The sequence below is a fragment of the Rubritalea spongiae genome, from assembly GCF_042652385.1.
Taxonomy (GTDB): domain Bacteria; phylum Verrucomicrobiota; class Verrucomicrobiia; order Verrucomicrobiales; family Akkermansiaceae; genus Rubritalea; species Rubritalea spongiae.
In genome coordinates this window covers 2,260,526-2,285,654 of sequence record NZ_JBHSJM010000001.1, presented here as the reverse complement: position 1 = coordinate 2,285,654, position 25,129 = coordinate 2,260,526, and the positions used below count along the sequence as shown (strand labels likewise).

The 25,129-nt window shown below is 48.8% G+C and carries 19 protein-coding genes and 1 other RNA gene; 11 read left to right on the top strand and 9 right to left on the bottom strand.

Features of this window, described 5'->3' with window-relative positions:
- Positions 1-11: 11 nt before the first annotated feature.
- From ACFPK9_RS10285 to ACFPK9_RS10275, 3 genes are all read right to left on the bottom strand, one after another.
- On the bottom strand, positions 12-1,073 hold the full coding sequence (locus tag ACFPK9_RS10285) for an Amuc_1100 family pilus-like protein (RefSeq protein ID WP_377094798.1): 1,062 nt from the start codon (positions 1,071-1,073) through the stop codon (positions 12-14).
- Positions 1,074-1,077: 4 nt separating this feature from the next.
- Positions 1,078-2,910 (bottom strand): Amuc_1101 family PilM-like pilus complex protein, encoded by a 1,833-nt coding sequence (gene mul2B / locus ACFPK9_RS10280; protein WP_377094797.1) that lies wholly within the window; start codon positions 2,908-2,910, stop codon positions 1,078-1,080.
- A 72-nt stretch (positions 2,911-2,982) separates the two neighbouring features.
- Complete coding sequence (locus ACFPK9_RS10275) at positions 2,983-3,615, bottom strand: Amuc_1102 family pilus-like protein (RefSeq protein ID WP_377094796.1); 633 nt, start codon at positions 3,613-3,615, stop codon at positions 2,983-2,985.
- A 202-nt stretch (positions 3,616-3,817) separates the two neighbouring features.
- On the opposite strand from ACFPK9_RS10275, the gene proS reads away from it, so the two are divergent.
- The 3 genes from proS to ACFPK9_RS10260 all read left to right on the top strand — a co-directional run bounded on the left by proS (position 3,818) and on the right by ACFPK9_RS10260 (position 7,312).
- Complete coding sequence (gene proS, locus ACFPK9_RS10270) at positions 3,818-5,335, top strand: proline--tRNA ligase (RefSeq protein ID WP_377094795.1); 1,518 nt, start codon at positions 3,818-3,820, stop codon at positions 5,333-5,335.
- 63 nt (positions 5,336-5,398) lie between these two features.
- The gene (locus ACFPK9_RS10265) at positions 5,399-6,208 is read left to right on the top strand and encodes an ABC transporter ATP-binding protein (RefSeq protein WP_377094794.1); all 810 of its coding nucleotides are present in this window, start codon (positions 5,399-5,401) and stop codon (positions 6,206-6,208) included.
- Positions 6,209-6,328: 120 nt separating this feature from the next.
- Positions 6,329-7,312, top strand: a complete 984-nt coding sequence (locus ACFPK9_RS10260) for a peptidylprolyl isomerase (protein ID WP_377094793.1) — start codon at positions 6,329-6,331, stop codon at positions 7,310-7,312.
- Positions 7,313-7,386: 74 nt separating this feature from the next.
- On the opposite strand, the gene ACFPK9_RS10255 is transcribed toward ACFPK9_RS10260, so the two are convergent.
- Positions 7,387-7,818, bottom strand: coding sequence for a hypothetical protein (locus tag ACFPK9_RS10255; protein WP_377094792.1), 432 nt, complete (start codon positions 7,816-7,818; stop codon positions 7,387-7,389).
- 142 nt (positions 7,819-7,960) lie between these two features.
- Here ACFPK9_RS10255 and ACFPK9_RS10250 point away from each other — a divergent pair, with 142 nt between their 5' ends.
- From ACFPK9_RS10250 to ACFPK9_RS10240, 3 genes are read left to right on the top strand one after another with little or no spacing between them, the layout of a single operon-like run.
- Positions 7,961-9,388 carry an efflux transporter outer membrane subunit gene (locus ACFPK9_RS10250; protein ID WP_377094791.1) on the top strand — a complete coding sequence of 476 codons (1,428 nt, stop codon included), beginning with the start codon at positions 7,961-7,963 and terminating at the stop codon, positions 9,386-9,388.
- A complete protein-coding gene (locus tag ACFPK9_RS10245; protein ID WP_377094790.1) occupies positions 9,388-10,830 on the top strand; it encodes an efflux RND transporter periplasmic adaptor subunit in 1,443 nt (480 codons plus the stop codon). The genes ACFPK9_RS10250 and ACFPK9_RS10245 overlap by 1 nt, the downstream gene beginning before the upstream one ends.
- Before the next feature lie 44 nt (positions 10,831-10,874).
- Positions 10,875-14,006 (top strand): efflux RND transporter permease subunit, encoded by a 3,132-nt coding sequence (locus ACFPK9_RS10240; protein ID WP_377094789.1) that lies wholly within the window; start codon positions 10,875-10,877, stop codon positions 14,004-14,006.
- A 1,376-nt stretch (positions 14,007-15,382) separates the two neighbouring features.
- Here ACFPK9_RS10240 and ACFPK9_RS10235 read toward each other — a convergent pair.
- Positions 15,383-18,394 carry an SNF2-related protein gene (locus ACFPK9_RS10235; protein ID WP_377094788.1) on the bottom strand — a complete coding sequence of 1,004 codons (3,012 nt, stop codon included), beginning with the start codon at positions 18,392-18,394 and terminating at the stop codon, positions 15,383-15,385.
- 85 nt (positions 18,395-18,479) lie between these two features.
- Here ACFPK9_RS10235 and ACFPK9_RS10230 point away from each other — a divergent pair, with 85 nt between their 5' ends.
- Both ACFPK9_RS10230 and ffs read left to right on the top strand, forming a co-directional pair.
- Entirely contained in the window at positions 18,480-19,268 is a 789-nt protein-coding gene (locus tag ACFPK9_RS10230; RefSeq protein ID WP_377094787.1) for a ParA family protein, read from the top strand.
- Positions 19,269-19,337: 69 nt separating this feature from the next.
- Positions 19,338-19,432, top strand: an RNA gene (gene ffs / locus ACFPK9_RS10225) — signal recognition particle sRNA small type.
- A gap of 20 nt (positions 19,433-19,452) precedes the next feature.
- On the opposite strand, the gene ACFPK9_RS10220 is transcribed toward ffs, so the two are convergent.
- Both ACFPK9_RS10220 and ACFPK9_RS10215 read right to left on the bottom strand, forming a co-directional pair.
- On the bottom strand, positions 19,453-20,037 hold the full coding sequence (locus ACFPK9_RS10220; protein ID WP_377094786.1) for a nitroreductase family protein: 585 nt from the start codon (positions 20,035-20,037) through the stop codon (positions 19,453-19,455).
- Positions 20,038-20,076: 39 nt separating this feature from the next.
- On the bottom strand, positions 20,077-21,009 hold the full coding sequence (locus tag ACFPK9_RS10215; protein ID WP_377094785.1) for an SRPBCC family protein: 933 nt from the start codon (positions 21,007-21,009) through the stop codon (positions 20,077-20,079).
- Between the two features lie 105 nt (positions 21,010-21,114).
- Between ACFPK9_RS10215 and ACFPK9_RS10210 the strand changes: the two genes are divergently transcribed.
- A complete protein-coding gene (locus ACFPK9_RS10210; RefSeq protein ID WP_377094784.1) occupies positions 21,115-21,768 on the top strand; it encodes a TVP38/TMEM64 family protein in 654 nt (217 codons plus the stop codon).
- Between the two features lie 143 nt (positions 21,769-21,911).
- Here the strand turns inward: ACFPK9_RS10210 and ACFPK9_RS10205 are convergent, their stop codons facing one another.
- On the bottom strand, positions 21,912-22,619 hold the full coding sequence (locus ACFPK9_RS10205) for a hypothetical protein (RefSeq protein ID WP_377094783.1): 708 nt from the start codon (positions 22,617-22,619) through the stop codon (positions 21,912-21,914).
- A gap of 81 nt (positions 22,620-22,700) precedes the next feature.
- Between ACFPK9_RS10205 and ACFPK9_RS10200 the strand changes: the two genes are divergently transcribed.
- A complete protein-coding gene (locus ACFPK9_RS10200) occupies positions 22,701-23,423 on the top strand; it encodes a Dph6-related ATP pyrophosphatase (protein ID WP_377094782.1) in 723 nt (240 codons plus the stop codon).
- A 12-nt stretch (positions 23,424-23,435) separates the two neighbouring features.
- On the top strand, positions 23,436-24,026 hold the full coding sequence (locus tag ACFPK9_RS10195; RefSeq protein ID WP_377094781.1) for an FKBP-type peptidyl-prolyl cis-trans isomerase: 591 nt from the start codon (positions 23,436-23,438) through the stop codon (positions 24,024-24,026).
- On the opposite strand, the gene ACFPK9_RS10190 is transcribed toward ACFPK9_RS10195, so the two are convergent.
- Entirely contained in the window at positions 24,023-25,123 is a 1,101-nt protein-coding gene (locus ACFPK9_RS10190) for an AI-2E family transporter (protein WP_377094780.1), read from the bottom strand. The genes ACFPK9_RS10195 and ACFPK9_RS10190 overlap by 4 nt on opposite strands.
- Positions 25,124-25,129 lie beyond the last annotated feature (6 nt).

Below are 25,129 nucleotides of genomic sequence, written 5' to 3'. Positions count from 1 at the left end.
CTAATTTTTTGTTATGCTTCTTCGTCTGACTCTGTCGGCAACTTGGTGCTCTCCTGTTTAAGCACAATAAGATCTAACTTGAGATACACATTAATCTGCTCATCACCTAAGATCTGCATCAACAAGCGACTTTCATCAGCGTCAGATGCTATCACTGCACTTTCTACTTCATTCTCTGATGAGCTTAGCGCATCTTCAGCTCCCTCTTCCACTGTCATCCCCCCTTCATCCACTGTCTCCGTATCGAAGCCAGCAAAGGAATCAAAGCTATCAAATGCAGGTTCATTAGCTGTAACTACAGGAAACTTAGCATCTGAGGCATTCGGTGGAGTCTGGCGCTCATTTTGAATACGTATCGCATTCACAGCAAAATAGTATTCCTTGGAGCTCGCGACGTCTTCTAAGAAATGCTTAAAGCTCTTCTCAGAACAACGGAAAGACAATTCCAGAGGATAGACATCGTAGATTTTCTCATCAACTTCAGCACCTCTACGCTTTGTTGCTCTATCCTCTTTTTTAGGTCTTGCTTCAACCGCAATCTGAGGTCGCACCACATTCAGTAAAGCTTCTGGTTTCTGTTCAGCTAAATCGCTAAACAACCACTCTAAAGCCTTCATCTGGTAGTTCAACTCACCAGTTGCCGCTGGACGCGGAAAAGTCCGTGAGTATGCCTCAAATCCATAAAGGCAACCTTCAGGAAGCTCCACGCCATTCGCCTTAAAAGCTTCGTCCAAACGGCTGCGATAGCCACTCACCTTATTACTAAACTGATCTGGCTGAAAATCTTGAACCTCTTCAGCAGTCGGTCTGTAACGTTGATAATCGCGCTGTAAAGCGTGCGTCACACGTGCGTAATCATCCACGTTATCCTTGTATGCTTGCACATTTTCTGGGGTCGGATATGGCCTCCCCTCTTGTAGTTCACGCTCTTGTTTTAGAGCTTCATCAAGCGCACTTTGTGCATCTTCATAATCTCCGCTCTGCCCACTAGCTAGAACGATCAAGGCGATCGAACCGACAAGGGTTCCCCCCGCTAGCGCGGCTGTAAATTTATTTTCTTGAATCCAGCTCATTGTGTTAATCGAGTTCAATTGGTTGCTTAAGTGGAATAATAAGCGAATAGGATGCAGCATACTCACCATCTTTAAGCATGCTCGAGTTCTCTAAATACTCGTCAGTAGTCAACTCACGAACTTCGGTCTTCTTCCCATCCTTCACTTCAATCTCCAAAGTGAAGAACTTCGAGTCTGTGGTAAGTTTTTTAACCAAATCATTAACAGTAGACGCTCCGTTAGCTCCCCTCCAGAGTCCCTTCACGCGAACGGCATTAATCATTGGCGCTACATAACGGGAGTTAGGGCGACCTCCTGGCAGAAACTTCGGTTGCTCCAACTTAAGATCAGTCAAACTACTCGTCCCATATGCCTGTGAGGCGAAATCACCTCTTACTAGTTCAGTAACATTTGCGTTGCCTGGTACAAAATCGACCACCGGAGAAAAGTCCGTTACCCAAACATGGGTGTCACCGAAGCGTTGCTTAAAATCATCAACCATTTCTAACCAGTAACGCTGCCCTTCATGCGCAGCAACCAACTGATCACTAAAGTCTTCCAACCACTCAGCACGCTTGGCCTGTCTCTCAATTGGCTTCGCAGAACGTGTGAGCACCTTATTGCGCTCCTTCACCTCAGAGACTTTAGCTTGTGCGTCGCTCGCCTTCATTGAGTTTGCAACGTACAGCAAACCAAATGCGCCAAGAATAATCGCAGCCGCACCAATCAAGAACGGACGACGTCGTTTATCTTCGCGTTCGGCCTGAACCACTTCCGGCACTAGATCAATCGCGATCGGTGCTTTATCAATCGAACGGAGCGCCAAGCCGACCAGCTCACCGATCTGATGCGCTTGTGCAGAAATCTTATCCACATCCACTCCCTGACCGACAGAGATACGCTTCAATGGGTTGAAAAACTCAACAGGCAAGCGTAGTTTTTCTTGGAAAAATTCTCCGATGTTAACAAGGTTTGCCCCGCCGCCCGCTATGAAGACGCGCTGCGGTGCGCTTCCTCCATGCTGGCTACGGAAGAAATTCGTTGTCCGCGCAATCTCAGCAGGCATACGGTTTAAAGCCGTACGAATACATGTCGCAAGCGCTCCTGTAAGTTCATCCATCCGCGATGTATGACGCGTATCCAGCGCAACCATCCCATTTGTCAACTTCTGTGACTCAGCCTCAGAATAAGAAACGCCGTACTCTTTCGAAATCGCGCTAGTCACTGCAGCACCGCCAATCGCAATGCTACGTGTAAAGATGCGTTTCCCTTCGATGTAGATCAGATTACTCGTGCGCGCACCGATATCAATCAACAAGCAGGACTCCTCAAGCTCACCGTAACTATAGCGAAATGCATTTGCTAAAGCCATTGGTGATGTATCCACCAAGTTCGTGCCTAACTCAGCTTCGCGCACACAATTATTCAACTCATCCAGTGCATCCGCCTTGATCGCCACTAAGACAACCTCTTTCTCAGCCCCGCTAGATTCTAACAACTGCCAATCCCAAACAACTTCATTGATTGGAAATGGAACGTGCTGTTGCGCTTCAAATGCAACCAACTGCTCGAGATCATCATCTCCCAGCATCGGCAGCTTCACGAAACGAGTGAAGACAGATTGCCCAGAAATAGCATAGTCGACATTCACCTTTGAGACGCCTAAGCGAGAGGATAACTCACCCACCGCAAGCTTCACTTGCGACAACCGAGTCATCTCTGCTGCAGGATCAGCTAAGATTGTAGTCGTTTCATATTTCTTAAGAATTAATCCTCCGTCCTTGGAACGGGAAAACATCCCCATACTCACCGTCTGTGAGCCTATATTTAATGTAATCAGCGACTGTGAGTCAGCCATAATAATGTGTGCAGTTTTTTATGAAAAAGAAAACGTCTAAGCGCTAAACTAAAGATTAGCACTTCGACTGAATTAGCGACGCTCTGGTTTAATTTCAGCGTAGCGGTCCCACCACAAGAACTTAAACGGAGTTTCGTTCTTATTAAGAAGAGGAACACGATCGTAACGTGATAACGAACCTGATGTCCACCAACCCAGCTTCTGACCTTCAGTAAAGTAACGGCCTTTGTCATCAGGAAGCGAAGTGCCATTCACTAACACCTCACCACCAATAGCCTTAATCATCGTTTTGCTCGCTCTATCAGAGCCACTGATGCGCTCGATGGCAGCGGGAGACAAATAAACAGATGAATACACCTCTTCACCTACGGGGAAGTTCACATGCTCAACTTCCTTTTCTAACAACAAGACTCCATTTCCATCTGGGTTATCGACGGCTACGAACCATTTAACAGTCACAGAATCTACAAATGCATGCTTATACGATTTAGGCATTTCGATCTCTATCTTCACTTCCGCTTCGAGCCAATCTTTTGGCTTCCAGCTCTTACGACCGGTGTTACCACCAACTTCTGGAGACTGCAGCGTGTCGAATTTTAGATCCGAAGCTGACACCTTCCCTGCTTGGGCGTGGACATTGCTAGCCATTGTTAAAGCGGCTAGCGCCACCGTAGAAATGAGCGTTTTGAGTTTATAATGCTTCATAGTGAATAGGTTTCATAGTGTACTAACGAAGCTCAACTGCTTTTGGCGAGAATAAACATTCAAAAAACACAAAATAAGTGACAGAAACGCCCTTCTAGTACGTATTCAGCCCTTTTCCGTCAGAACTTCGCGCAATACATCACCCGCATTCTCTATTTCCACTCTTGCGCAAATTATGATGTAAAGCTAAACCTCCTTCCATATGGCCAAACAAGCGAAAACCGCGATCCAACCCACGCGTGCAGAAGACTTCCCAGAGTGGTACCAGCAAGTCATCAAAGGTGCTGATCTAGCAGAGAACTCCGAAACGCGTGGATGTATGGTCATCAAACCTTGGGGTTACGCCATTTGGGAAAACATCCAGCAACAGTTAGATAAATACTTTAAAGCGACTGGCCACCAAAACGCTTATTTCCCACTTCTCATTCCACTTTCCTATTTTGAAAAAGAAGCTGAATGCGCTGAAGGCTTCGCCACTGAATGTGCCGTTGTCACTCACCATCGCCTAGAAGCGACAAAACAAGAAGATGGCTCCACCACCATGGAACCTGCGGGCAAGCTCAATGAGCCATACGTCATCCGCCCGACTTCCGAAACAGTAATAGGTGCAGCATTCGCTCGTTGGACCGAATCCTACCGTGACCTTCCATTACTCATTAACCAATGGGCTAACGTCATGCGCTGGGAAATGCGCACCCGCATGTTCCTTCGCACCGCAGAATTCCTCTGGCAAGAAGGACACACCGCACACGAAACTAAAGAAGAAGCACTCGAGGAAACACGTCAAATGCACGCCATTTACGAAAAATTCCTCCGCGAACACCTCGCCATCCCCACCATCCCAGGTGAAAAATCGGAAGCCGAGCGCTTCCCCGGTGCCGACATGACACTCACAGTAGAAGCCATGGTGCAGGATAAGAAAGCAATCCAAGCCGGCACCTCACACTTCCTCGGCCAAAACTTCTCCAAAGCTCAAGATATTTCCTTCACCGCGCGTGATGGATCAACCCAACATGCATGGACTACATCCTGGGGCGTTTCTACCCGCATGATCGGCACCCTCATAATGGCTCACTCTGATGACGATGGCCTTGTTCTCCCTCCGCGCATCGCTTCTCAACAAATCATCATCATTCCCGTCACTCCGAAAGAAGACACGCGTGACGCCATTATCGATGCCTGTGAAGCGCTCGCAAAAACCCTCCGCGCGAAATCATTCCATGGTGAACCACTCCGAGTACTTGTCGACAAACGCGATCTTCGAGGCGGCGAAAAGAAATGGGAATGGGTCAAAAAAGGCGCTCCTATCCGTATCGAAATCGGCCCACGCGACCTCGAATCACGTAAAGTCTGCCTCCAACGCCGCGACCAAGCGTCTAACGAAAAAGCATTCCTCGAAAAAGAAGAATTCCTGCGCAATGTTGAAGACACACTTCAAGCAATCCAAGACAACTTGTTAACCCGCGCGACTCAATTCCGCGACGCTAATATCACAGAATGCAACGACCTATCAGATTTCGAAAAACACTGGAACGCAGAACAACCAGGCTGGCTCATTACTCCGTGGGCTGGAAGCACTGAGGAAGAAGAGACTCTCAGTAAAAAGCACAAAATCACAATTCGCTGCCTCCCTCTCGACCAACAAGACGGTGAGCAAGCACCATGTATCCTCACCGGCGCCCTCACTAAAGCGCGCGCCATCTGGGGCCGCAGCTACTAACTCATCGCCGCCGAGCTCCCACTCGGCACAACAGCCCAAGTCAGCACCTAACAAAAATATGACTTGGATAAACCCCACACGACCATGCTCGAACTCCAAGACGTCAAAACTCACTTCACCGTCAACAAGGGCCTCATATTCTCCAAGCAGGTCGATACAGTAAAAGCAGTCAACGGCGTAAGCCTCAGTATTAAAGACGGTGAAATCCTCGGACTCGTGGGCGAATCTGGTTGCGGCAAATCCACACTCTCCCGCACCATCATGCAGCTCATCCCCGCCACAGATGGAACCATCACCCTCGAAGGCACCGAACTCACTGGTCTACCAAAAAATGAAGTGCGCGCCCGCCGTCTCGACTTCCAGATGATTTTCCAAGACCCTTATGCCTCTTTAAATCCACGCATGACAGTCTTTACCTCACTTGCAGAAGCTCTGACTCAGCGCCACCCTGCGCTTAAGAAAAACAAAAGCAAACTCACCGATGCTGTGGTAGAACTCATGGAACGATGTGGACTCAACCCCTCCTTCATGCAAAAATACCCGCACGAGTTTTCCGGCGGTCAGCGCCAGCGCATTGCCATCGCTCGCGCACTAGCACCCGAACCAAAGCTCATCATTGCTGACGAACCCGTCTCAGCTCTAGACGTCTCCATTCAATCTCAAATTCTCAACCTCCTCCTCGATCTGCGTAAGGAACTAAACCTCACTATGATCTTCATCTCCCATGATCTCTCCGTAGTTCGCTACATTGCCGACAACATCGCAGTCATGTATAAAGGCGAAATCGTAGAATACGGCGAAGCCGACCGTGTTTTCAACCAACCTGAACACCCCTACACCCAACGCCTCTTAAAAGCCATCCCTCAGCTCTAGCAGGACTTAAAGCACTCCCCACACTCATTCCGTGTCACATCCGACAAGAAAGTTAGACTAATAGGTCTTTTCTTGTCGCTCCATTCGCGGTAAACCGCCCTTAGAAGCTCATTCATGCTTATGAAATTTTTACTCCACATAGTCCTCGGCCTCGGCCTCGCTCTTTCTGCTACTGCAGCTGTCGAGCTCAACGGAATCGCAGCCAAAGTGAATGGACGCGTCGTCACCAAAAACGAAGTTGCCTTCTCACTCGCTCCCCTCAGAGCCTACCTTGCTAGTAAGTATCCACGTAAAACACCGAGCTACTACAAAGAAATTGAAGAAGCTAAAGACAAGATCGTCGAAGAACTCATCGAACGCGAACTCGTCCTCTATGAATTCAACACCATGGGAGCTCAGATCCCAGAGCACATCGTAGACTCAGAAATTCGCCGAAAAGTACGCAGTGACTACAACAACAACGTCGGCCTCTTCCGCGAAGAACTCCAATCCAAAGGTATTTCCTTCAAGAAATACCGTGAACTCATCCACCGTCAGCTCATTGTCCAAGCCATGCGCTCCCAGCAATTTTCAGACACCCCTCCTGCCACCCCAGAAGAGATGCGCTCTGAATATGCTAAAATCAAACCAGAGCTCCGCGACACCTCTAAAGACCGCTGCGATTTCCAAAAAATCTACATCCCAAAACTCGATGAAGATGATCTCACTGCCACTCCAGAGTCTCAGCTCGTACTGACTGAAGAAATCGTAGCAAAACTCAAAGACGGTGCAGACTTCGCCGAACTTGCTAAAGAACACTCTAAAGACGCATGGGCAGATGATGGTGGACTCCAAGAAGATGTCGCCCGCATCGACCTCTCCCCAGTCATTGCCACCATGATCTTCGAAGAACCAACAGGCTCTGTCATCGGCCCACTCGAAGACGCTGGCGGTTTCCATATCATTGTCGTTAAAAAGAAATACCTCGGACCTGCACCAGCCCTCTCCGACCCAGAAGTCCGCAAACTCGTCCGTCGTAACGTCGAACGCGAAAAGTCTTCAGAAAGATACCAACGTTGGATCGACGGGCTCAAACGCAAAGCTATGATCACCCGCAATATGTAAGTTGCACACCTCTCTACTTCCCAACAAAAAGGCCAAGCAAAAACTGCTTGGCCTTTCTTTTTACGTAAAAAAACCTATGTGAGAAGATCTCTAAGCTTCTCTTGAAACTTGATCAGATCTTCCTCCTCCGGCTGGTAACCTGGAGTGTCAGCGTCCAGAGAAAGACGCCCCATCTCATCGATCATCCACAACGCTTTCTCCCCGTCACTGAAACTCACAGAGCCAGACTTCAGAGCTCCTGGACGTACAATTTCATCCACTGATGCTTCCACCTCACCCGTCGGAACCTTAATCGGGTCCTCAGGTTTCGGAGCGTCCGCCGCAGTCTCCTCACTTTTCAGCTCAATCCCAAGGTCTAACACGAGAAAGCGCGTATCCATATACGTCACTTGGATCTCTAAATCCTCCTGCATTCTCTTCTGAATATCTTGGAGCTGCGCTCCTTCTGCAGCCCATGCTTCGATTTGTTCCTTCTGCTCGCTAGTAAGTTGTGATGCACTAAACATAATTTTCTCCCCCCTTCTAACCAAGAACTCTAGCAGTGGGAAGAAAAACCCCATTCATCTAATGCAACAATATCAGTCCATTATTTTCCTTTATTCTTCAACCTTCTCTAACTACTAATAAATCAATCACCTTTTAAATTCTATGGAGAAGTTTCTCTACCCTTGTACCCTTGCTCTCACCCTAGCACTAGCATCCTGTGCCGTTGGCCCCAATTACGAAGTCACCATCCCGACTTCCCCAGACTACTGGAATACCAATCTCCAAACTGACCTCAAAAAAGGGACTCCTAACATCGAAGGATGGTGGCGAAAATTCCACGATCCTACACTCAATAAACTCATCGCAATCGCGAAAGAAGAGAATAAAGATCTAAAAATCGCGGCCGAGCGAGTCCTCGAAGCTCAAGCACAATTTGGAGTCGCTTACGCCTCTCTTGCTCCAGGCGTTGCAGGTTCAGGTCTCTATGATTACTCGCGCTCTAGCGAATCCATGTCCTTTTCTAATCCTAATCCATCAGACACCTACGGACTCGGCTTAGACGCCTCATGGGAAGTAGATTTCTTCGGAGGATTACGCCGCTCTATCGAATCCGCTGGCGCCAGCGTCCAAGCTACTGACGAACTCTACCATGACACCATGGTTCTACTCTATTCAGATGTCGCCACTCGCTACGTTGAATATCGCACCCTTCAAAAACGTATCAAACTCGCTGAGGATAACATCGTTTCTCAGGGGCAATCGGTCGAAATTACAAAAGATCGAAAAGCTGCAGGCCTCGCTCCCCAAACCGATGTGTCACAAGCTCAAACTAACCTAGCCACCTCAAAAGCTCTTATACCTCAGCTTAAACTCCAGCTTGCCTCTACTCGTAACCAACTCGCCTTCCTCCTCGGTCGCTACCCTGGAAGTATAGAATCCATTTTAGGAAACAGCACAAACATCCCCAAACCTCCTGCAAACATGCGCGTAGGCCTCCCAGCAGATATGCTCCGCGCTCGGCCCGATGTCCGCGCTGCAGAACGCCAACTTGCAGCACAAACCGCTCAAGTTGGAGTCGCAACTGCCGAGCTCTATCCTAAGTTTTATATCAACGGCACTCTCGGCCTCGGTTCACAAAGCTCCGCAGACCTATTTGATTCTAACTCGCGCATCTACAGCCTAGGTCCCTCTTTCCAATGGAGACTCTTCGAAGGCGGTCGTATTCGACAAGACATCAAAGTCGAAGAATCAAGAACCCGCCAAGCCCTTCTCAACTATGAGAAAACAGTGCTCAATGCAGTCACTGAAGTGGAAACCGCACTTTCAAACATCAATCACGAATATAATCGCCGCAGCCATCTCAACACCTCAGTTGTAGCGGCCCGTGAAACCGTTTCCCTCATTAAAGAAAACTACAAAGAAGGTATTGTTGACTTCCAAAACGTCCTCGATGCTGAGCGCACTATTTTCGGCCAAGAAGATGCTGCTGCTTCTAGTGAAGGCATCTACACCGCCTACCATATTCAGCTCTATCGCTCGCTTGGTGGCGGCACCAAAATGCGTCCAGTTTCTCAAAACCCAGCAAAATAATGAAAATCCTCAGACCTCTCGCTCTCGCTACCTGCGCGGCACTCCTTTCCATTTCCTGTGGTAAAAAAAATGAATTCGCTCCACCGCCTCCAGCTGAAGTAGAAGTTCAAAAACCTATTGTCAGAAAACAACAAACATATTCTGAATATTCAGGGCGGGTTGAAGGCATGCAGCGGATTGAAATCCACGCACGCGTCCAAGGTATTCTTAAAGAAGTCACCTCAGACTTTAAACCCGGAGAAATCATCAAAAAAGACACATTACTATTCAAAATCGATGATATCCCCTTCCAAGCTGCAGTTAGAAATGCCAAAGCTGAACTAGCTAAGGCCAAATCCTCTCTCAGCATTGCTAAAGTCACGCTAGAACGCCGTAAACGCGCTGGGCAAGGGGTGTCCCAGTTAGACGTAGACATCGCAGAAGCCGATGTCCAAGCCGCAGAAGCAGCCGTCCAGTCAGCTCAAGCAGCTCTCACTACTGCCCAAGAAGATCTCAGCTTTTGTGAAATTCACGCCCCCATCACAGGCCGAATTTCAGAACTCGCAGTCGACCAACACAACCTCGTTGGACCCAGTACAAATTCCCTCCTCTGCACCATCGTGCAAGATGATAAAATGCGTATCTACTTCGAAGCAAATGAACGCCGCGCACTGCAATACCTACGCCGGCGTCAAGAATTTGAAAATAAACACGTCCAGCCTCCTAGCGTCACCCTCACTCTAGCAGACGGTAAATCCTACGATCACCCTGCTCAGATCGACATCGCTGATAATAAAATCGACAGTGACACTGGAACACTTCGCGTCCGCGCCGTCGCTCCAAACCCAGAAGGAATACTCGCCGACGGACTCTTTGTTAAAGTCAAAGTTCCTAAGCAAATGGATCCAACTCAAGCGATTCTCATTCCCACAGTCGCTATCCAAAAAGACCTCGCTGGCGACTTTGTCCTCACCGTCGACTCAAACAACAAAGTCGTCCGAAAAAATGTCACCGTCGGTGACCCAGTCGGACAACTTAAAATCATCAATGAAGGCCTCAAAGGAGACGAAAAGGTCATTACTAGCGGCATCCAACGAGCGCGTGAAGGTGCGACAGTCACAGCAAAAACCGTCAAAAATGAGAACGATATTGATGAGAAGTCTACAAAATTGCCCTCCATCACCATTTCCTCAAAATTCACTGGAGACGATCCCGCATTGATCGAAGAAAAAGTAACCAAACCGATCCAAGAAGCTCTAAAGGAAGATTCTGTAGTCGACTCCGTCAGCACCCAAGTCAGAAACGGAAAGCTACTCGTCACCTTTTTCTTAAAGCCTGGCACAGACTTAGACCAAGCCACTACTGATCTCAGGACTCGACTCGACAAAGTAAAACAAAACCTTCCAGAAGAGTTCAGTGACCTTGGCTTTGAGCTTAAGAGCACTCCCGCTTCTTCACAATAGCCGCCACTTTTTACAAACCAAAAAGCTCTATTGAGCTACCCACCATGTTTAGCGAATTCTTCATCCGTCGCCCCATCTTCGCCACCGTCATTTCGATAGTGACGATCATCCTCGGGCTCGTCGCTCTTCTTGCTCTCCCTATTGCGCGCTATCCAGACATCGCACCTCCCACTATTACTGTCTCTGCATCTTACCCTGGAGCCGACGCCCAAACAGTGGCCGACACCGTCGCCACTCCTATTGAAACAGAAGTCAATGGCGTAGAAAACATGATCTACATGAACTCCGTCTGCGGTAACGACGGATCCATGACTCTCACTGTCACCTTCGAACCTGGCACAGATCTTGATATCGCCAACGTTCTCGTACAAAACCGAGTCTCTATCGCCGAATCCCGCCTCCCAGAAGATGTCCGTCGCCGCGGTATCACTGTTAAGAAAAAGTCCACGGACATCATCCTCTTTGCTGGTATCACATCAGAAATTAACCCTGACACTGGCAAACCCTATTACGACGATGCATTCCTCTCCAACTACGCCACCCTACAAATGCGTGATGAACTTTCACGTGTCAATGGGGTAGGAGAAGTGACGGTCTTCGGCGTCGGCCAACTCTCCATGCGTATCTGGCTCGATGTCGACCAACTCGCTATCCGCAACCTCACCCCCACCGATGTTGTCAATGCCATCGCTGAACAAAACGTCCAAGTCGCTGCTGGCCGGATCGGCGCACAACCCGCTGCCCTTGGCACTGACCTTGAATACATCGTCACCACCCCAGGTCGCCTCGTTGATATTGCCGAATTCGAAAACATCGTCATTCGCACCACTGAGGATGGCCGACTCGTCAGAATCAAAGACATCGCACGCGTCGAAGAAGGCTCAGAAACCTATAATTATAAATCTCTCCTCAATGGTAAAGACTCAGCTACCATGGGCATCTATCAGATCCCTGGATCGAACCTCATGGACGTCGCAAACGGCGTAAGAGCCAAACTCGAGGAACTTGAAACTCGCTTCCCTGAAGGTGTTAGCTACGCCATTGCATACGACTCCACGGACGTCGTCACTGCTTCCATCCGCGAGGTCATTATAACTCTCATTGCCACACTGATACTCGTTGTTTTTACCGTCTATATCTTTCTCCAGAATGGCCGCGCCACCATCATTCCCTCAGTCACTATCCCAGTTTCACTCATTGGCACCTTCGCCGTCCTTCTCGCTCTTGACTATTCTATCAACCAGCTGACTCTCTTCGGCCTCGTACTCGTCATAGGTATCGTTGTTGATGACGCCATCGTCGTCGTCGAAAATGTCGTGCGCCATATTCAAGACGGCAAACCACCACAAGAAGCAGCCATCATCTCCATGAGAGAAGTCTCTGGCCCAGTCGTGGCCACCACTCTCGTACTTCTAGTTGTCTTTGTCCCTACTATTTTTATTCCAGGCATTACCGGCACACTATTCAAGCAATTCGCCGTTACCATCTCTATAGCCACGATCTTCTCCTCTATCAATGCTCTCACCCTCTCCCCAGCTCTCTGCGCACTCATACTGAAAAAGAATGACAAAGAACCTGGCGGTCTATTCAAGGCCTTCAATAAACTTGTGACACGCTCCACAAATGGCACAGCATGGGCGGTCCAAGTAGCCGTTAGAAGGTCCTTGATCGGGATCATCATCTTCGCTGGAGTCATCACTCTCGCCGTATTCGGCTTTTCTAAACTACCTACAGGCTTCGTTCCGCAAGAAGATGAAGGCTACTGTGTCGTGAATGTCCAACTACCCGACGGCTCTTCTCTCAACCGAACCCAAGAGGTTATGGCTGAAGCGTCAGAGCGCATTCAGAAACTCAACGGAATAGCACACGTGCTTGCCGTCAGTGGTTACTCTATCATCGACGGAGCTTCATCCCCCAATGCCGGAATGATGTACGTTACTTTCGAAAACTGGAGCGAACGAGAAGAGCCCGCACTCCAACAATCCGGGTTGCTCAAGCAAATCAATGGCACCCTGTCACAGATCAACCAAGCCGTCATTATGGCCTTCCCTGTCCCCTCTCTCCCTGGCTTAGGTACCTCCTCTGGTTTTTCATATATGCTTCAAGACAAAGGAGGGGTAGGACTCAATCAACTCCAACAAGCCAGCCAACAACTCATCGCTGACGGCAACTCCCAATCTGGCCTCAACGGCCTCAGCACCACCTTCCGGTCTACCGCTCCTCAACTCCGAGTAGACATCGATCGCGAACAAGTGAAAAAGCGCGGCATCTCGATGAGCGAAGTATACAACACCCTTTCCATTGCCTTGGGGTCTGCCTATGTCAACGACTACACTAAGTTCGGCCGCGTCTTCCGTGTCACCGCCCAAGCTGATATCCCATACCGCATGCGTCCTGAAGACATCACCCAGCTTAAAGTCCGGACTCCTTCAGGAAAAATGATCCCCTTCGGCACGATCGCCAGCGTCAACGAAATCCTCGGCCCCCAAGTCATCACACGCTTCAATCTCTACCCATCTATTAAAATTATTGGATCCTCTGCCCCAGGGTTCTCCTCTGGTGAGGCTCTTAAGATCATGGAAGACATGTCACACAAAAGCCTGCCTGCCAGCATGGGCTACGCCTGGACCGACATGTCCTACCAAGAACGTAGCATTAACCCTCTCGCCATGGCCGGCATCTTCGGGTTCTCAGTCCTCATGGTTTACCTCGTGCTCTCAGCTCAGTACGAAAGTTGGTCAATCCCCATCTCGGTTTGCCTCTCAGTTCCCACCGCTCTCCTAGGTGCGGTAGCTGGCCTTATGCTGCGTGACATGTCTAATAACATCTACACTCAGATTGGTATCGTTCTCCTCATCGGTCTCGCTACCAAAAGTGCCATCCTCATCGTCGAGTTCGCCATGGTCGAAAAACAATCAGGTAAAAGCACTCTCGAAGCCGCTACCAATGCCGTCAAACTCAGATTCCGTGCCGTACTCATGACTGCTTTCTCCTTCATCCTCGGCGTCATCCCACTCCTAGTCGCCTCCGGTGCCGGTGCCGAATCCCGTAAGGTTCTCGGTACTACCGTTGGCTTTGGACTCCTTGTCGCCACTGCGGTCTCCCTAGTCGCCGTCCCTATGCTCTACTCCATTGTCCAAAACCTCAGTGACAAAATGAGTTCCAAAAAAACGTAAAGTTGCACATGCTTTCTCTTTTAGACTCAAGCAACCATCATAACTAGGAAATATAAAAAGAGCTAACTTGCCAGCCCCTTCATGATTTCAAGCTTCTGCGGGGCTATGCAGCTTCGACGGGGCATCAAATTATTGAGGTTCAACATTACACTTTGAGAGGAAGTGAAATAGATATTTTTGCTATCAACAGCAAATTATCAACAAACAAAACTCCTATCCCCCTCTATAGGGGAATAGACAATTTAATATTTTCAGTCCAACAATACCCCTGCGAATTATAACCCAATCGTTTACCAATTAGCTCGCCGCTGCACGCCATCTTGCAGAATGAGTGAAACTAAACGTTCCTTGTAATTCGCACCACTTTTATAACCCCCGAAATCTAATACTCAACACCGAGATGCTCTATCTCTAAACCCCTAGACTCACCCCTAAGTCTTATGTTCCGCCACCCCCGATCCACAAAGCAAGCACTTCAGTATAGCTATGGAGAGCGCCTCTCCCGAGCAAACAGGCAACGCGCGCAAATGTTTATAAGTAAAATTCTTATAGGAGCCATACTGATTACAGCTATAGGCCTTACTTTATTGCAACCTCCACCTTTCAATTCTCTCTACAACCAATTTATATCAATGTTAGATTAACGACAATAGTCATCTAACACACAACACACTGCGCTAGTGTGGACAAATTGATTTTCTGCACGATGGGAAATAATTTCTATTTTTAGCAAGGCCGTGAAGGGAGAATTGACCGACATCAATGGCTCCTTTACCAACCTGCTAAAATCTAAATGAGCCCTAGGTTTTTCACAACACATTCAGGCTCTCAAATTCATATCAGATACAATCCGATCGTGCGGTGAAGCAACTTGTCCACACAGCCTAAGCTCACATTTCGGATTTCCCATTGGCTCACCTTCCCCCAATTAGGGGAATAGACAAATTACAAGATGCCAGCAATCATCCCCTCCAGTGATGCAGATACATACTTTCTGCCTAAGAAGACCCTCTCCCACTCATGTGTGTGTCGTATTTAAGGTGGCGAGAGGGAGCTTCCACTCCCCTTTGAATCTCTGACAATACACTGTTTTCTCATTAAACACTCTCATCTTTGAGAAACTTTATACTAGAGGAAAGAGTCAGAAAATCCATAGATTTAATCTACTCCAAACGTCTACCAGACTAGTAACCATCGAACTATTCTTCAGACCGTGGACAATTTGATTTTCGACACGATGAGAGCTTATTTCAATTAGCATCAATGGCTCCTTTGCCAACGCTGCTAGAATTGAAATGCGCTCTTAACCCATTCAGGTGCTCAATTTCATATCAAATACTATCCGGTCGTGCGGTAAAACAATTGGTCCACACGGCCTAAGTTAACAAATCGCGCATATCAGCTTCGCTGAGGCCGCTCATCATCGGTTGGCTTTCATCGCCAATCGCTGCACCGATCAGACCACGCTTCTTCTCCTGCAACTTGAGGATTTTTTCCTCTACAGTGCCGCGTGTGATCAACTTGTAAACCGAGACAGGCTTTGTCTGACCAATACGATACGCGCGATCAGTCGCTTGTGCTTCCACAGCTGGGTTCCACCAAGGGTCAAAATGCACCACCATGTCAGCAGCGGTCAAGTTGAGACCGTATCCACCAGCTTTCAGTGATATCAAAAAGACGTCAGGACCATTTGCATCTTGGAACTTCCTCACTTCACCCGCGCGATCACGAGTGGAGCCGTCGAGGTATGAATAACTCAGCTCTTCTTGTTCCAAAGTCTCGCGGATAATTCCTAACATCTTAGTGAATTGGCTAAACACCAACACTCGGTGCCCGCCGCGCTTTGCTTCCTTCAGTAAGTCTAGCAACATCTCTAGCTTAGCCGATAGCTCAGCCAAGGTATTTTCATTGATCTGCTCGTTACCCAGCAAACGCAGATCACAGCTCGCCTGACGTAAACGAAGCAACACCGTAAGCATCTGCATCCGCGCACGACCACCGTCAAGCTCATCGACCTTACTCACACCTTGACGCAAAATTTCTTCATATGCTTTCTTCTGCAACTGCGATGGCTCACACCAAACCACTTGCTCGAGCTTCTTCGGAAGATCCTTCGCCACTTCAGACTTGGTGCGGCGGATCATAAAAGGCTCTACCCGCATACGCAACCTACGGAGCACATTTGCATCGATTTGAGCACCAGAGAGCGCCACTTCGTAACGATTCTTAAAATCCTCTCGCGAGCCCAAATATCCTGGGAGCAGAAATGCATAAAGCGACCACAGATCACGCACCGCGTTTTCCACCGGTGTCCCTGACAAGGCCACACGAGCGCTCGCTGTGAGTTTACGCAAAGCTTTGGCCGATTGAGTATCGGGATTACGAATGATACTCGCTTCATCAAGCACCAGCATGTTCAGCTCAAACGATTGATATTCGGAAAGATCCCTAGCCACTAAGGCATAACTGGTAATAATAAGATCGTATTGAGCTAACTTTGCAAAATGCTCCTTCCTCTGCGGCCCGTGCATCACTTGCACTTTTAAATCAGCAGTCCACTTTTCCGCTTCATCAGCCCAGTTTCCTAACAATGAAGTAGGACAGACGACTAAAGACGGCTTGCCCGCCACTTGCCGCAACTGCAGCACAGAAAGAGTTTGTAGTGTTTTACCCAAGCCCATGTCGTCAGCCAACAAAGCTGCGTTCTCTCTCTCACATCGCTCGTAAAGCCATGCGATCCCTTCCTCCTGATACCCACGCAATGCACTAGTTATTCTCTTAGAAAGTCGGTCTAATACCTTCCGATCAGGCACTGCCGCAGACTCACCCTGATAATAATCACGAATCCTCCTCAAGTATGCACCTTGGTTTTTAGCGACATAAAATTTCCCACCTTCTTGGCGCGGATCCGTATCTCGTAACACCGTTTCCACCATCTCCGCATCGAACTTCGACATCACCACTTGCTTGCCATTTTTTGTCGTCGCCGTACGTCTACCAGAAGCTAGCATCTTCTGAATTGCTTCACGTGGAATGTCCTTACCTCCATCCGTCTGAAATCCATAATCAAAAGCCAACCAGTCCTCACCACTCCCCTGCACCTGCATATTTGGCCTCACTCTCACCAAATTGCCTTTGATCGAACGCAACTTCCCACCAGTCTTCACTTCCCACAAATTCTCTAACTCAGGCAAGGCATCTGTTAAAAAATCAATTACCGCATCGTCGCCACCCAGCTCCCAATGCCCACTCGTTCCAAAAATTTGGAAACCGTAACGCATCAACAAACCAGCTGCTTCATCTTCCGCATCGCGATTCCGCTCGATCCATTGACCCTCTCTCGCAGGATCTTCTACCGGAAAATGCACACTCTCAGCCCCGAATAAGCCCAAAGTAAGCTCCACTCCCCTCGTGTAACGAGCTTGAAGCTTAGCACGTAATTTCTCAGTAGAACCTTCTAACTCTAAAACAAATTCTGGCGCACCTTCCTTCACTGGAATCCGCTCCAAGACCGAGCCGTCATCCCATAGAGCAAACTTCTGCCAGGCAGCCATTTCCTTCAAAAATGACTTCATCGGCACGAACACTGCATTCCCAGCTGCAATCCGCAACCACTGGCGTTCATTCAGCACCTCTGATACATCGATCGCCACCAACACCCTTTGATCCACATCCCACAGCCACAAATCCCCATCGGTGTACCACAAGGCACCATGCTCTTGCACCGATGGACAAACCGATAATTCCACCCGGTCGTCCTCCAGTCCAACATGCATAGGAACTCTCACCCCACTCATACCGATATTTACCTTCTCCTCCCCTGCAAGCACCGCCGGATGACCGTCGAGACATTTTAAAAATTCTAAAGCTTGCTTGCCTTTGAGCCCTAACATTGGCGCAATCTTACCACCCGCAAATACCTCTAACCATTGCGCCAGCTTTAGGTCACCAGCCACCGCTTCAGTTTCGCGTTCCATCAAACGCAGCGACAAGCCACCTTCGGGTAGACCTTTCGGAAAAACCGGTGGGAGCAATACCTCTGCTGTAAGAATATTGCTAGGCACTCTCTGTGGACCTGAATCTTCCACGACACTTTTTTCTTTCTTCTCCGCTGCACCATGGATCACCCCCAGCATCACCGCCACCGCATGCGCACAGATTTCCCCTGTGCGACGACAGGCCAACTTCGGACACACAGTATCGATGTCTGTATCTGAATGTACCCGCACCGTCACACGCGTTGGCTTCCCGCCACCAGAGATTTCACCATTGATGAGACCTTCGTTCTGCTGCGCTTTCGTCACCACTCCACGGGCATAAATTTCCTTACCTGCCTTCATCGCTTTCCAGCCAGCCACCTTGCGAATCCATTTTTCGTCGATCTTCATCTTCTTTTCTCTTCCGTGCCCGCCCTCTTTTATGCAAGTCTCCACGTACTGCAACCTTAACAAGGCAGAGATTCATTTCACCACCATGACCGTAGTCGCCATCGCTAACCAAAAAGGAGGAGTCGGAAAAACCACGACCGCCATTTCACTCTCAGCAGCTCTCGCTGAACGAGGGCAGCGCGTGCTCTTACTCGACCTCGACCCGCAGGCTAACGCTACCTCAGGTCTCGGCATCGAACCCGATAGCGAAGGTTCCATGTACTACCCGCTTCTCGGTGAGGCAAAAGTGAAAGATAAAATCATTCCCACCCGCATCGATAACCTTTCCATCGTTCCCTCCGGAATGGATCTCGCTGGTGTTGAAATCGAACTCGCACGCAGTGACAATCACCTCTCTCGTCTCCGCAAACTCCTTCACAAAAAGAAATTTGAGAAAGATTTCGATTTCTGCATTCTCGATACACCTCCATCGCTCGGTGTCCTCATGACTACTTCACTCGCTGCAGCAGACGAAGTCATTATCCCCCTTCAGTGCGAATGGTTTGGCCTCGAAGGACTCGCAAAAATCGTTCACGTCATCGAACAAATCCGCGAATCAGGCACCGCCCCAGAGCTCACCCTCGAAGGCATCCTCATGACCATGTTCGATGGACGCACCAACCTCTCCCGCCAAGTCGTCGAAGAAGTATCTAACTACTTCCCTGAACAACTTTACCAGAGCGTTATACCGCGTACCATCCGCATCGGTGAAGCACCATCCCACGGCATGACGATCTTCGAACATGAGCCGAACGGTACTGGCTCCCGAGCCTATCGCGCAGCAGCAGAAGAATTCCTTATCCGCCACTCCATCGCTGGTCCCCAAATCGCCTAATGCCACTGGGAGAATAGTATAAGAAAAGAAATCCTTGCATTCAGCGCTGCGGCTTACTACACCCTCCCCCGTCAAGGGCTGTGGAGTCTCAGCAGGTGAATCCCGCCAGGCCTTAATCGGAGCAACGGTAGCTTGTCTGTGATTGCCGCAGTCCCTTGGCACTTTTTGTTTTCAACGCGGGCTTTTATTTAAACACCACTTTTGCCATTGCATCAGATCCCTTGCGTGTCGGCCAAGTCGTTCCTTCTTTTGGCCAACCGACGTAAAGTAAACCCAGACAACGCGAACCCTCTTTCAGCCCTAGGAAATTGGCAAAACTCTCAGCGTATGTCGCCGGTGGTGACGACCAGAAAACGCCCAATCCCACAGAACTCGCTGCGAGATGTAAATTCTGCACCGCAGACGCCACAGCAGCAACTTCCTCAACCTCTGGTACAGACTCCTTCGGGTCACGCTCCATCACTATCGCCACAACAGCATGAGCCATAAATGGATTCTTCGCCATTTTCTCATACTTTATCTCTTGGAATTCAGACTCTGGCGTCGCCTCTTTGTAGGCCACTTGTAGCGCTTCTCCGACTTCTTTACGCGCATCACCTGCAAATACTGTGAAACGCCAAGGCTCCGTGAGTCTGTGATTTGGGGCCCAGTTCGCCGCTTCAAATAATTTCTGCCAAAGTTCATGTGAGATCTCGCGATCCGCATCCATGGTGGCCGGCTTGATACTACGACGCTTCGCAATCAGTTTAGAAACTTCATCAATCTGCATGCAGCAAACGCTGCCCGTTCCACCACAAAATTTCAACGCCTATTTCAATGGGAAACACACTAGAGTAATGGCCGCCTTTTCTCCTCGTTCCTCAGGTAATGTCACATACTTCTCAAATGGCATCACCGACTTGCTCTGCTTAAACAAACGTGCACGCGCACGCATCATTCCCGCCGCCCACGCATTACCCAAGTGGCGATACGCCCCCGTGTGACCAATCACATATGCATGACAACTCGGCCGCTCCCCCATCACAAAACCATAGGGAACCTCCACTCGCGCATCATGCCGCAGAGGATAACACACCCGATAATGCACCACGCTCTTATTCACATCCCATTTCTGATAAATACTAAATGGCTTCCGCGCATCTTCAGGCAAGACACTCGCATCAGCTTTCTCCACCCAAGTCATCAATTTCTTAAAATCCTCACCCATTGCAGTCTCAATAGCCGAAATCGCACAATGCCGCTCAATTCCGATATAACGCGTACCTTCGATTTCCTGTTCACCCACAAAATCTAACACCGAGTAGATTTGCCCCTCCTCTAACAGCTCTCTGAGCATTTTAAGACCGCGTTGATAATCCATGGAAATGAACTGAGTCATCGGCCGCTTCATCCAGAACAGGAAAAAGGGCAACTTACTTTCCATGCTCCACGTTACTTTTGCGACTCCATCATGCTCCTCGATCAATAAGCTCACATCAGCCTTACTCCGCCACGGCTTAAAAAATTCTAACGAAAAGTCAATCTGCCTATACGGAGTCTCCTTCACTATCTCCATCCTACCTGAGCCCACAAACTTCCCCTTCCATGAATACGCATTGTTACCAAAATCTAGTTGGTAATCAGGCTCTGCAAGCAACCAAGGTGACCATTCAGGCCAGTTCTTAAACTCGCGCAAATAGGCATAGATATCTTCTACCTTTTCATTGATCACGATGGATTCAGAAACAAAAATTTTGGCCATGATTAAAGCTATAGCAAAGGAATGCGCTGACACCAAAGAGAATTTCACGCTAAAATCTCAGACAAACACTTGCATAACTTACTCCCATTGCTAACAGAATGAGGTATGAAACCACTCCTCAAAACAGCCTTGGCTCTCATCGGTGGCTTTCTACTTATCTTCATTCTACTCCACAGCACAGGCCTTCTCACTCAAGAAGACATCGCCCAAATTGTTAGAGACTCACAGCATTGGCCAAAGGTCTGGGTCGCTCTCATCATTATCGCCCTCCTCACTTCAGACATCCTAATTCCCGTCCCAGGAATCGTCGTCGTCAGCCTCGCCGGCTTCTTGCTCGGCCCCATTTGGGGTGCTCTTTGTGGCTCCATCGGCCTCACCCTTGCTGGCGTCTGTGGCTATGTGCTTTGTAGAATCTACGGCTACCGCATGCTCCATCGCATCTATAAAGACAAGGAGGCTATCGCCGACATGCGCGAGACATTCCACCGCCACAGCATCATGGTACTCCTTCTTTCGCGCGCCGCCCCAATGATTCCAGAAACAGTCAGCTGCCTCGCCGGAGCCACCCATATGCCATTTCTCAAATACCTCATCACCTTCGCCACCAGCTGCACCCTCTATTCCATCATCGTCGCCTTCGCGGGATCGCTCTCCACTTCAGATGACCTCACCCCCGCAATCATCGCCTATTTCTGCATCATGGCCATCCTATGGACCGGCTGGTTCATTCTCAAAAAACAAATGCAATCGAAGAGCTAAATTCAAAATCCCTCCATCGCGACCACGTGCTGCTCACTCGACCTTTGACCTCCGACACCCCGAAGCCGCCATACAAAACTAATACCATTTCGCAATTCAAATGGGACGTATGGCTGTGCGGTTTGGTATAAGCCTTCCTCATGCTACTGCCCGAGCAAACACCTCACCGCAGCGAGACCGCTTGCATCATCCACTAACGACCCACATAAATTAACGGCTCCAAATTCAGCTTGCACCTTTTGCTTTTCCCACAACCTTCCCTCACCCTCTAACATATCCTGCACCACCACTGGACTCAGCATTGCCACCGACTCACAAAGTTCGAAATGCAAGAGGTTGTATTGCATCTTTAAAAACTTAGGACCTAACAACTGTGGCGCCAAGTGCTGCCCCTCATGCTGTTCCACGATCCTTTCACAAGCGTGAATATAGTAATCTAGAAAAGGATTTCCCTGTTCAAAAACACAAAGCGCATTGTGCACCCCGCGCCTCACTTTGCAGCTCTTTTCAATCCAATCTTCTCGCCCAAATGCATAACCGTTCTTAATTCCCACAGGAAGACGCATCGCTTTTGGATCAAACACCAACACATCCGCATCGAGCCACACCACACGCTTCTCCCCTGCTTCTAACGCACGCTTCACTAACAACAGCCGCCCCAGATCAACCAACATCGGCCAACGCCTCTCTAACTTCCTAACAAACTCTACAGGCAGCAAAGAAAGAACCTCCCTATCACCCGCACAATAATACTCCGCCCCCACCAGCTCAGCCCACTCCCGAACAGACTCCATACAACGCTGAATCCATTCTGGAAGATTTTCAGACCTATGAGACTGGAGAACTAACATATAGCTATCCCTAAGCGAGCCATCCAAAGTATACAAGTAGCATTGACTAGAAGCCAACTCAGAGACACAACTCGCAATAGAATGAATACAACGTGGCTACACTGGAGTGGTGGCAAAGATTCCGCCTATGCTCTCACTCAACTTTCAAAAGAGAAAACTCCATACGGACTAGTCACTTCTCTCAGTGAAGAATTCAGGCGTGTCTCCATGCACGGTGTGAGGGAAGAACTTCTCGAAGCCCAAGCACAAGCTCTCGGACTCCCACTTCACAAAATGTTCATCCCGCGAGATTGCAGCATGCAAGACTACGACCAGCTTCTCAGCTCCGAAATGGAACTACTCAAATCCAAAGGCGCTACACACTGTGCCTTTGGCGACATTTTCCTCGAAGACCTCCGCATCTATCGTCAAAAACAAATGGATTCGGTACAGCTAGAAACCACCTTCCCCATTTGGAAAGAAGCCAACACCGCGATCATGGCCAAACGCATCATCGATTCTGGAATCAAAGCCATTATCGTCTGTCTCAATGGAAAACATTTTCCAAAAAGCTTCCTAGGACGTAAGTACGATATCAATTTCCTCAATGATCTACCACCAGGTGTTGACCCGTGCGGCGAGAATGGCGAATTCCATACCTTCGTCTACGACGCTCCCATCTTCAACTCTTCCATTCCCATCGAACTCGGCGAAAAAATCGACAAACTCTACACTCCTGCTAGCCAAGAAGACGACGAACCCGAGTGCGGAGCCACACCCGCCTGGGACACTCAATTCTATTTCCAGGACCTTTATCTAGCCTAACAAATTTCTACTATGACTACTCAAGAAGCTCTCGAAATAGTCAGCTACAAACTCGGCGCTAAAAATGGCGCAAACGCCCTCACAGATCCAGTTCTCATCAAGGAACACATCGAACAAGCTATCGCTGATAAAGCCAGCGACTCTCTCCGAGCCATCGATGCCAAAACTTACATGCAAGCCATGAAGCATGTAAAAGAAGAACGATTGCGACTAGCCAAAGTGGCAGGAGAAGACTTTCTTTCTAACAATCTAAAGAATGAAGGCGTAATAGAAACTCCCTCAGGCCTTCAATACAAAATGCTCACAAGCACCGATGCGCCAAAGCCAACGCTCTCCGACACAGTCACCGTACACTACCACGGCACCCTCATTGACGGCACCGTATTCGAAAGTTCAATCGAACGAGGTTCTCCATCGACATTTGCAGTCAAGAAAGTCATCGACGGCTGGAAAGAGGGGCTCCAACTCATGTCGGTCGGTTCTAAATTCCAGCTCTTCATCCCTCAATCCCTCGCATATAGCGATCGTGGATTTGGCACAAAGATTCCACCATTCGCCACGCTCTGCTTTGAGTTAGAACTGATAGATATCACTACTGATTAAGGCTCCACTGGCTTTGACTTCCCATCTAACATGTCCTGATACACCACCCCGTAAATATTCCACACGGTAACGAAGAGCGCACAGATAATAGGCCCAATGATAAAGCCTACTGCGCCAAACATGAAGATCCCGCCTAAGGTTCCTATCAAGATGTAGATATCAGGTAAATTCGCATCTTTGCCCACCAGTGCTGGACGCAACACATTATCGACAGAACTAACAACTCCGGCACTCCACGCAAAGAGTAGAACTCCCGCCATGTAGTCACCACGGATTAGCAACCACAACACCGCTGGCCCCCAGATGAGAGGCGTACCTATCCCAGGAATGACTGAGAGCACCATCATAATGGCCGACCAGAAAACGGCGCCTTCTATACCCGCAAAATAAAGACCTAATCCACCCATCGCACCTTGAATAAAACCGATTACCACAGAGCCCTTCAGTGTGGCACGTGTCACCTGTAAAAAACGACTCAACATCGCTTCCTGATGCTCGGCACTCAAAGGAAGAAAATGCATCATCTTCTTTACCAATTTCGGGCCATCGATGATAAAAAAGAACATACCATAAAGCATCACGAAACAATTAAGGAAAAACGACGCCGCCCCTGTAGTCATACTCGTGAGACTTTTCATGAAGACCGTAGCCACCTTGCTCGCAGCTTTCCCCAGCATGTCTAACAATTTTTCCTGTTCTGGCAAAAACTCTTCAACTGCCGGAAACTTCTGAATTAACCATGCACCGCTCTCTTCGATACTTGCATGTTCCGCCTGAGACTGCAGCCACTCGAAAGCCGTCTCGCTCACCCTATACGCCTGTCCCACTACCACACTCGCCAGCGCGACCAAAGGTAATCCTACTAGCAACATCGCCAAAACAATCGTAATGATCGAAGATAGTGCCTCCCTCCCTTTAAAGACGATTTTCAGACGTCGGTACACTGGGCGAAGTAGGCCAGCAAATATACCAGCTAACAGAAGAGGCATGATGAAGTCCTTCACCATAAAAAGGAACAGCACCGAAATCCCCAATGCTAGCAACAACACGATTCCACGGCGGAATGTGTCTTGGTTATTCAAAAAGTTAGACTCCATATATAC